Annotated in this window: 8 protein-coding genes; 4 read left to right on the top strand and 4 right to left on the bottom strand. The window is 51.3% G+C overall.

Annotation, left to right across the window (positions count from 1 at the left end):
• The coding region (locus tag AC6R1O_RS19555; protein ID WP_500657658.1) for a BCCT family transporter at positions 1-327 on the bottom strand (327 nt) is incomplete at its 3' end.
• A gap of 424 nt (positions 328-751) precedes the next feature.
• On the opposite strand from AC6R1O_RS19555, the gene AC6R1O_RS19550 reads away from it, so the two are divergent.
• Both AC6R1O_RS19550 and malZ read left to right on the top strand, forming a co-directional pair.
• The gene (locus AC6R1O_RS19550; protein ID WP_500657657.1) at positions 752-2,530 is read left to right on the top strand and encodes an alpha-amylase family protein; all 1,779 of its coding nucleotides are present in this window, start codon (positions 752-754) and stop codon (positions 2,528-2,530) included.
• Positions 2,527-4,371 (top strand): maltodextrin glucosidase, encoded by a 1,845-nt coding sequence (gene malZ, locus AC6R1O_RS19545; RefSeq protein ID WP_500657656.1) that lies wholly within the window; start codon positions 2,527-2,529, stop codon positions 4,369-4,371. The genes AC6R1O_RS19550 and malZ overlap by 4 nt, the downstream gene beginning before the upstream one ends.
• Here the strand turns inward: malZ and AC6R1O_RS19540 are convergent.
• Together AC6R1O_RS19540 and ygiD are read right to left on the bottom strand one after the other, a co-directional pair.
• Positions 4,331-6,163, bottom strand: a complete 1,833-nt coding sequence (locus AC6R1O_RS19540) for an ABC transporter ATP-binding protein/permease (protein WP_500637466.1) — start codon at positions 6,161-6,163, stop codon at positions 4,331-4,333. The two genes, malZ and AC6R1O_RS19540, sit on opposite strands and share 41 nt — an antisense overlap.
• Before the next feature lie 92 nt (positions 6,164-6,255).
• Positions 6,256-7,071 (bottom strand): 4,5-DOPA-extradiol-dioxygenase, encoded by an 816-nt coding sequence (ygiD, locus tag AC6R1O_RS19535; RefSeq protein ID WP_500637465.1) that lies wholly within the window; start codon positions 7,069-7,071, stop codon positions 6,256-6,258.
• Between the two features lie 187 nt (positions 7,072-7,258).
• Between ygiD and AC6R1O_RS19530 the strand changes: the two genes are divergently transcribed.
• Both AC6R1O_RS19530 and AC6R1O_RS19525 read left to right on the top strand, forming a co-directional pair.
• Positions 7,259-8,140: a LysR family transcriptional regulator gene (locus AC6R1O_RS19530; RefSeq protein ID WP_500637468.1), complete on the top strand. Its 882-nt coding sequence runs from the start codon at positions 7,259-7,261 to the stop codon at positions 8,138-8,140.
• Positions 8,141-8,233: 93 nt separating this feature from the next.
• On the top strand, positions 8,234-9,157 hold the full coding sequence (locus AC6R1O_RS19525; RefSeq protein ID WP_500637464.1) for a DMT family transporter: 924 nt from the start codon (positions 8,234-8,236) through the stop codon (positions 9,155-9,157).
• 65 nt (positions 9,158-9,222) lie between these two features.
• Here AC6R1O_RS19525 and AC6R1O_RS19520 read toward each other — a convergent pair.
• Positions 9,223-9,900, bottom strand: a 678-nt coding sequence (locus AC6R1O_RS19520) for an MFS transporter (protein WP_500657655.1), incomplete at its 5' end; no start/stop codon positions are given.

Here is a 9,900-nt window from a genome sequence, read left to right as displayed (position 1 = left end):
GGAATACTCTTTCTTCGCATCGATACCGCCGATGCGAATTTTACCTAGGGGCGAGAAGAGGAGCGCTATCGCAAACACGACAAAGAAGTTTGTCGCCCACATGAAAAAGACATCAAAATCGGCAATGATACCGTTACGTAAACCATTTAGTGCGTCGCGCGCTGTTGCTGGTTCAACCACCAACAAAGAGACCAAACAGAGGATGACGAGTCCTGCGCTGATACCAAAAACGGGGTTGTGGATATCAAATCCCCACTTTTGAACGTTGTCTTGACCAACTTGATAGTCCGTCGTGTCGATACTGTATTTTTTAAATTCATTATCCATAAATTAGTTTTTAGCTCGCGCAGTATCTGTTTTGGTTCAACAGCACAAAGCGCAAAGCCGTCTCCTGATAATTTGAACACTAATTATAACTTACCGAAAGAAATTGTATCATTTACTAAAAAAACGAGCAATGATCACATAAAACCTATCAATTCCGGCTCAATATATGCATGTTTTATTTAGACAGCGAATCATTTTTCTCCATCAAACTTAGACCTCATTCAGTGTGGATATGTGACAAAACAATATGTCTCATAAATACACTCGCGCGCAATATATAGTGAGATCACAGAAAAACATAGCAAGATCACAAAAAAACAGATCTACGCCCCTCATATTTTTACTTTGGATGAGGGATGGCCCAATTGACTGTTCTACACTTTGCCTTCATCCGATCAACATTCCACACCACAATTCGTGAAGCATGAACAAAATTACCCTTTACCAAGTCTTTACTCGCCTTTTTGGCAATATCTGTACCGCCAACGTTCCTTGGGGAACTCGCGAGCAAAATGGTGTTGGCAAATTCAGCGATTTTACGCCTCGCGCACTAGAGGCCATTCGAGATCTCGGCATCTCCCATATTTGGTATACCGGTGTGCCGCACCATGCGCGGGTCACCGACGATTCGCAATGTGGAATACGCAGTGATCATCCCAGTATCGTCAAGGGCAGAGCAGGGTCGCCCTATGCCGTGAAGGACTATTACAGCGTCAATCCCGACCTTGCGGACAATCCAGAACACAGGAATCAAGAGTTTGAGGCGTTGATTGCGCGCACCCATAAAGCGGGGCTTAAAGTGATCATCGACATAGTCCCGAACCATGTCGCGCGGGTCTACCAAGGAGAATATAACCCGCCTGGCGTGCGCGATTTTGGCGCTGACGATGACACCTCAGTAATCTATCATCGTGACAATAATTTCTATTACCTGTCCGGCGAACACTTCTCAGTGCCTGACGAATTGGCGACGAATCCCCCGCTCGGGGGAGAATCTCACCCCGCATTAGAAGAAGCGTACGTTGAGTACCCAGCCAAATGGACCGGCAACGGTTCACGCTTGGCTCAGCCCAACGCCGACGACTGGTATGAAACGGTAAAAATCAATTATGGGGTAAGGCCCGACGGTAGCCACGATTTTGCCTCTCTGCCTCCGCACTATCGCCATTTAGATTGCGGCGAACACCTGCATTTTTGGCAATCGCAAAATGTGCCGGACTCTTGGACGAAATTTCGTGATATCGCGCTTTACTGGCTAGACAAAGGCGTCGACGGGTTTCGATTTGATATGGCCGAGATGGTACCGGTCGAGTTTTGGAGCTACCTCAACGCACACATTAAGCACACCAACTCCGACGCGATAGTGATTGCCGAGGTGTACCAACCCGATCGTTATCGTGATTACATCCAACTGGGCAAGATGGACTACCTCTACGACAAGGTGGATCTGTATGATCACCTGATTAAGGTCACCCAAGGATGCGCTTCCACCAGCGAGATAGGCCGCATTGAATACCAACTGCGCGATATTGAGCATCATATGCTCAAATTTATGGAGAACCATGACGAGCAACGTCTCGCTTCACCCGCGTGTTGCGCTTCGGGTGAAAACGCCATACCGGCCATGTTAGTCTCGGCGTGCCTATCGAGCGCGCCGACCATGATCTATTTCGGCCAAGAAGTTGCAGAACCCGGCGCTGAAATGGCCGGCTATGGCCAGCCGTCTCGAACCTCTATTTTTGACTACGTTGGTGTCCCTCATCACCAACGCTGGATGAATAACGGCCAGTTTGATGGCGGCCAACTCACCGAGCAAGAACGCACACTGCGTCACTTCTACCAAAGGCTGCTTAACTTAACGTTAAACAGCCCTGCGCTGTGTGGCAACTACCATGACCTTTATGCCGACAACCACCTAGCTTTTGGTGATGGCGCAGATTACCTCTACGCCTTCGCGCGCTCTTGCTCGACGCAAACCTTGATCATCGCCACCAATTTTAGCCAAACGCAGTCTCATGAGGTGACGTTAACGTTAAACGAAGCGCTCATCGCCCAATGGCAACTCACTGAGGGGACCTACGCCTTGACCAACTGCCTAAGCGGCGACACACACCAACTGCAGGTCAAAAATGGGATTGGCCGAGCCACCCTGAATTTTACGCCACTGTGCACCTTTTACTTGGAACTAGGGGAAACACTATGACGCTGCCATATCTTTTTCATGGCCAATCTCGCGATTGGGTCACGCTAGATGAGACCAAACCTATCCTCACCGTGCGTTTAGCGACGGAAAACTGCATTCACTTTGATAAGGTTCTCGTGCGCCATGAACCCGACAACGAAGAGTATTTGGTGGCCATGACCCGCGTCGACGAGACGCCCTATTTGGATATCTGGTCGGCCAGTTTCCCACTCAATCAAGATCGCGCCATCACGCACTATGTCTTCAAGCTGCTGAGCAACCAGCGTCAGTACTGGCTCGATGGCCGGCAAGTGAGCACCCGTATGCCGGGTAAAGAGACGCACTTTAAGTACAATCGCGAACATCAGCCACCTAAGTGGGTCAGTCAACAAGTGTTTTACCAAATTTTCCCTGATCGCTTTTGCAACGGTAAGCCCGAGTTAAGCGTGAAAGGGGGCGAGTATTTGGTGTCTCGTGGTACTAAGCCTGTCACCTGTAAACGCTGGGGCGAACCCGTCGATTTGGAGGGAAATGGTGGCTGCGAATTTTATGGCGGCGATCTCTACGGCGTTGAAAGTAAACTCGATTACTTACAATCACTGGGTGTGACGGCGCTCTACCTTAATCCGATTTTTACCGCACCCAGCAACCATAAGTACGACACTGCAGATTATCGCAACGTCGACCCCCACCTTGGCAGCAACGCCCATTTTGCTCAATTATGTGAGCAATTACGCTCGCGAAACATGCGCATCATGTTGGACGCCGTCTTCAATCACACCTCCACCGAGCACCCGTGGTTTAACTTGCAAGGCTGGCATGACACCCTAGGCGCGTATCAATCGGTGAACTCACCTTACCGCGATTACTACTTGTTTAAAGATGAGGGCCAAGATTACATCGGTTGGAAGGGCATACAATCTCTGCCTGTGCTCAATTTTGACAACCCAGAGGTAAGAGAATACCTCTATCAAGGGGACGATGCGGTGGTCAAGCATTGGCTAAAGCCACCCTACTCCATTGATGCTTGGCGATTTGATGTGATTCATATGCTAGGCGAAGGAGAAGGGGCAAAGAACAACGCGCACTACGTCAAAGCTTTTCGTGACGCCGCCAAGCAAGTCAACCCGGATTGCTACGTACTGGGTGAGCACTTCTTTGAAGCGACTCAATGGCTGCAAGGCGATCAAGAAGATGGCGCAATGAACTACTATGGGTTTGCACACCCACTCAGAGCGCTGCTGACAGGCTTAGACATCGCGTTTGACCCAATCGACATCAATGTCAGCGAGTTTTTGGATTGGCAAGCCGAGGCGAGAGCGAAGCTGCCGTGGGCCAATCAATTGGCACAGTTGAATCAGCTCGACAGCCACGATACTGCGCGCTTTATTGAACTAGTCAAAGAGGAACCCGAAAAATACGCCTTGGCTGCCACGCTGCTATTCAGCTATGTCGGCGTACCTTGTGTCTATTACGGCAGTGAATTGGCACTCGAAGGCAGTCATGACCCCGATAATCGCCGCTGCATGCCGTGGGATAAGGTGGACGCTAACCCCACCTTGGCTCTGTTTCAGGCATTGATCGCCTTGCGCAAACAACACCCTGCGCTGCAATACGGTGATTACGTCCCTCTGGTACACGACGACAACAGCTTTGTGTTTGCGCGTACCCTAGGCGATGAAGTGATTGTTGCCGCCTTTAACGTCAGCAACCAAAACCAAATCGTCTCTATTCCACTGTGGAAGCTCACCAAGCCGGTGTTTGTGTTGACCGACTTACTCGACAAGCACGCCCTCCCCGTCAAAGGAGAATCCATGCAGATTACCCTACCAGCGATGGGCGCGCGCTTGCTTGGTGGCTAAATTGTAATTCAACCAGGCGCTGATAGAGCTCACATGACTCGAGCAGCGCCGCATGGCTGCCTTGGTCAACTAACTGGCCCCCGTCGAGTACGGCAATACTGTCCGCGTGTTGAATGGTCGATAGACGATGCGCAATGATCAACGTCGTGCGGCCTTGCATCAGTTGCTCAAGCGCCTGCTGAACGTGATGTTCACTTTCACTGTCGAGTGCACTGGTGGCCTCATCGAGCAGTAATATCGCGGGATCTTTCAGAATCGCTCGCGCAATCGCAATGCGCTGCCTTTGACCACCGGACAAACGCACACCGCGCTCGCCGAGAAAACTGTGGTAACCGTCAGGCAGCGCCATAATGAACTCGTGCGCATGGGCTTTTTTCGCCGCCCGCATCACCTCTTCATCACTCGCGTCTGGACGACCATAACGAATATTATGCATCACATCTTGGCTAAACAGGGTTGGCTGTTGGGGAACCAGCGCCATATACTCGCGCAGTTGACTCGGTTCAAACAGCTTCACATCACGCCCTGCGATGCGCACCTGACCAGATTGTGGGTCATAAAAGCGTTGTAGCAGTTCAAACAGCGTGGTTTTTCCTGCGCCTGACGGACCAACAAGCGCCAGCACTTGACCATCTGCGACCTTAAGCGAGAGGTTATCGATTGCCGCCACATCTGGCCGCGATGGGTAGTGAAACGTCACCTGCTCCAGTTGGACGCTCGCTCCTTGGATTGGGCTGTCGCTCCTGGCCTCACTCGGCCCCACAATATCACTTTGCACTTGAAGAATGTCGACCAAACGCTCTGTTGCCCCCGCCGCGCGTTGCAGCTCGCCCATGACCTCAGACAATGTGCCTAACGAGGAGGCGACCATAATGGCGTAGAACACGAACGCGCCCAAATCGCCCGCCGACATGGTGCCATGAATCACATCTCTTCCGCCGACCCAAAGCATTCCAGCAATCGCAGTAAAGACGATCACAATCACTCCGGAAATCAATATGGCGCGCTGCTTCACTCGCTGACGGCCAACGTCGTAGGCCTTTTCAACTTCAGTGGCAAAGGCCGCACGCTCAAACGCCTCACGGGAATAACTTTGCACCGTTTTAATCTGTTCAACCGCTTCGCCGGCGTAACTGCCGACATCCGCCATCGAGTCTTGGCTACGTCGTGATAAAGCGCGAACTTTACGGCCATAAAAAAGAATCGGGACCAACACAAACGGCACGGACGCCAGCACCACCAAAGTTAATTTCACATTGGTGGCAAACAGCATCACTATCGCACCTAAACACATGAGTGCGCTGCGCATCGCCATGGAGAAAGAGGATCCAATGATACTTTGCAACAAGGTAGTATCGGTGGTGAGGCGTGACATGATCTCGCCGCTGCTGTTGGTTTCAAAGTAACTGGGGTGCAAAGAAATCACATGATTAAACACCGCGAGGCGTATATCCGCACTGACGCGTTCCCCCACCGATGAAACCAAATAAAAGCGAAAGAAGGTGCCCACCGCAATCATGATGGTGACCGCCACGATATAAAGGATCGCTTGCTCAAGCTCCGCCAATGACTGCTGTGAAAAACCATTGTCGATAAGCATGCGTACCCCTTGACCCACCGAAAGCGTCAACGAGGCAGTCGTCACCAACGCAATCAACGCGCCGATGACCTGCCAGCGATAAGGACGCACAAAAGCCAGTAACTCGAATAAAATCGCTAAGCTTTTACGTGATTGGGCACTTGGTGTTGCCGAAGATGTCTGATTTTGCTGATTGGTGGATGCTCGTCCCATCAAATGGTCTCTTTTTCCGTCGTGATGACGCTAGGCTATTGAACAGCTTCGAGACTACCACCTCACACACTAGGATGCACCCATTGGCTTTATCAATAAAAGAGGAATGAACGCATCGACACCGCGCCCAGTTCAATGCCACCTGTGATAGAGAAAAGCCGATCTTGTTCATCCGACGCTCCCGCAACCGTTAGCGCAGGCACATAGTGCTCAAGCGTTGGATTCGCTTGATAAAGCAGAGAACCCAGCTCACGTGTATCCGCCAAGGATGAAAAGCGTCGCGTTTGCAGCGCCTGACCGACTTTATCATCGAACTCTAGCGCCCAATCATGAACATGACCGTCTAAATCCAGAGCGCGTAGGTTGTGCACCACATTGCCAGAGCCGAGAATTAAGACGCCACGGTGGCGAAGTTCACGCAATGTTTTACCGAGATTGAGATGCCAGTCGAGCGGCTTCGTAACATCAATCGACATCTGGAACACAGGAACGTTGGCCTCTGGGTAAAGAGATTTCAGCAGCGCCCACGCGCCGTGATCAAGCCCCCACGTCTCATCTTCATGGGCGTTGATGTGGTCAAGTAACTGCACCACTTCTCGCGCGAGCCTTGGTGCCCCGGGGGCCGGATATTGCTCTTCATACAGGGCCTTGGGAAAGCCGTAAAAATCATGAATGGTGCGAGGCTGCGCAGAAACATCGACCAGGGTCGAGCCTTGACTCATCCAATGAGCAGACAGCACCAAGATCGCTTGAGGAGTAGGTAAACTGGCGCCCAGTTCCATCCACGAACGACTGTAGCGATTGTCTTCAATGATATTCATCGGTGAGCCATGACCCAGGAAGATCACTGGCATGCGTTCGGATGCGCTCAATGAGCGTTTTAGTTGTTGATAAGTCACGTTGGTCATTGTTGTGCCTCATAGTATTCGCTGGAGATGCTCCCTTGTAAGTAGGAGCGGATGAACTCAGTATGCGCAAAATAAATAATGAACACTATGTAGATTATGTGGAATAATTATCTATATTTTGTTCGCAATTTCATTCGCAAGAATGTTCCCCATTTCGATTGTTCTTAGGAGGATACCCGTGGATAAAATGGATGGACTTAGAGCCTTTGTCGCCACCGCGCAAACGGGATCGTTTACCGCAGCGGCGCAAAGGCTTGGCATCTCTAACCGACTCACCTCCAAATATGTGGCTCAATTGGAAGCGCAGGTCGGCGCCCGCCTGTTGCAACGCACGACACGCAATGTCAGTGTCACCAGTGCGGGGTTGCGCCTACTCGAGCAAGCGCCACGTCTTCTCACCGAATTTGACGAACTGTTCGAGCAAGTCGGTCGCAGTCATCAACAACTCTCTGGGCCACTCAAAATCTCCGCCCCCATCACCTTTGGTGAACTCTACCTGCAAGATCTACTGCGCCGCTTTGCCTTGCTTCATCCAGAGATTGAACTCGACCTGCGCTTAACCGATGATTTCGTTGATCTAGCGATGGAGGGATTTGATCTTGCTTTTCGCATCGGCCTGCCCGACAACGCTTCTGTTCGTGGCCGTAAGTTAGGCATTATTCACAGCCAGTTAGTGGCCTCTGCGGAGTATTTGGCCGCCCACGGCACGCCGATTAGCATCGACGATTTAGCGCAACATCGGTTGATTATTGATACCAATCGGCAAGGTTACCAACGTTGGACCTTTACGCGAGAGGGCGTCCAGAGTGACTTCAAACCGCGCAGCCAACTTAAAGTCAACAGTGCGCGCGTGGCAAAAGAGTGGGCAGAGCAAGGGATGGGTATCGCTTTGTGCCCCGATTTTGTCACTCACGATGGCATCAAAAGAGGGCGTTTAGTTCGGGTACTGGACGATTACGATCTCGGCACACGTTCGATGTACGCCATCTATCTAGCCGGGCATGAAATTCCACGTAAAGTCCGAGCGCTGATTGATTTTGCCCATCAAGAACTGTCATCCACAATCTAACCTATCTACCCAGCAAGGCTTGGCGTATGATGCGAGGCTATTGCGAATAATAATGAGAAGTCAGCTCAAGCTCCCCTTGAGCCATTTACTGCTATGAACGTCACTACGCCAACCCACCTTATCCCCGTTGGGGTTCGATTTATGCTCTTGTCTGCACTGGGCTTTGCTCTGATGTCGGCAAGCGTCAAATACGTCAGTGAGCACGGTATTCCTGTGTTTGAGATTGTTGCAGCGAGGGCATTGGTGTCTCTCATCATCAGCTATCTGGATGTGAAGCGTAAGCGCCTCTCGGTATGGGGACACAATCGTAAATTGCTCCTCGTTCGCGGCGCCGTGGGCACCTTCGCGTTGATGTGTGTCTACTATTCGGTCACCACGCTGCCCCTTGCGGAAGCGACCATCTTGCAATACGTGCACCCGGTGTTCACCGCGCTGCTTGGCGTGCTGTTTTTAAAGGAGCGCATTCAAAGCGCCACCTTAGTGTGCATCGCTCTCTGTTTAACCGGGCTTGCCGTGATGATGCAACCCAACTTCAGTGACAGTGTTCACCATGAACTGCCTCCACTTAGTGTGATGCTCGCGCTCGGTGGCGCGTTTGGCAGTTCGATTGCTTACGTCATCGTTCGTAAATTGAGCCAAACCGAAGACAGTTCAGTGATCATTTTCTATTTCCCGTTGGTCGCCCTACCTACCTCTTTGCTGCTGATGGGCGATAACGTCGTTTGGCCAAGCTTGCCAATGCTGTGCATGTTGGTGCTGGTGGGCATTTTCACCCAAATTGGCCAATACGGTTTGACGAAAGCGATGCAAACCCAAGAAGCAGGCAAAGCCTCGGCGTACTCTTACGTGCAAATCGTCTTTTCTACCCTAATTGGTGTTTGGGTCTTTAATGAAGTGCCATCGCTTTGGACCTACCTAGGCGGCACATTGATCATTACTGGCGCTTTGATCAATGTGTTTGGACGGAAAATGCTGCCACCTCTTCGTAAAAGAAATGGGGCAACACGGGCGAAATAGCCGATTCATCGAGGCGAACCTTAAGGTCAACGGCGACGAGAGCGCCGTTGACCCAGCGCCCCCCATCACGCGCTCGGCGCGTGACACTCGGGTTCTGCTTTGTGACTCATCATTTCAAACACCACCAGCAACAAGGCGGCAGTGATGGCCCCCGCCAAACAGAGATATAACGCGCTGTAATAGTTATACAGCTCGGCGACCACACCCACCGCGAGGCTCGAAACAAGGGTACTGATGTTCAGCATGTTGGAAAACAGCGTCGATGCGGTGCCAAGGCGATCCTTCATCATGTCTTGCAATGCGACCATACCTAAGGTCGCGCATATCCCAATAAAGAAACCATTCAGCAATTGAGCAAACAACATCACGCTAAATTGGGTTTCTACGAGCATCACCAAATAGAACAGCGCACCAGAGACAACCGCGGTCGTCATCACCCTCGTGGTGCCAAACTTGTCCGCCATACGGCCGGCGGCCAGCATCACCGGAATCTCAAAGGCGGCGGCAGCCCCAAATAACAGCCCAAGCCAGCTGGCATCGACCACTAACTCTTGAGAGAGGTAAAGCGGAATACTGATGATGTAGAGGTTATTCGCTGAAAAAGCGCACACCACGATCACGCAGTACAACAGCACACGTTTACCCAGAGGTTTATTGACGCGACTTGCTGAGCGATCCTCTTGCGTCACCACATGCGAGGGGAAGGTGCTGTTCATGCCACCTGTTGAGTAGTGATTAACCTT

It is taken from the genome of Vibrio sp. R11-SG3-ISO3-SZ (assembly GCF_059834345.1).
The sequence above is the reverse complement of the archived record's forward strand: the minus strand, read 5'-3'. Positions and strand labels throughout refer to the sequence as shown.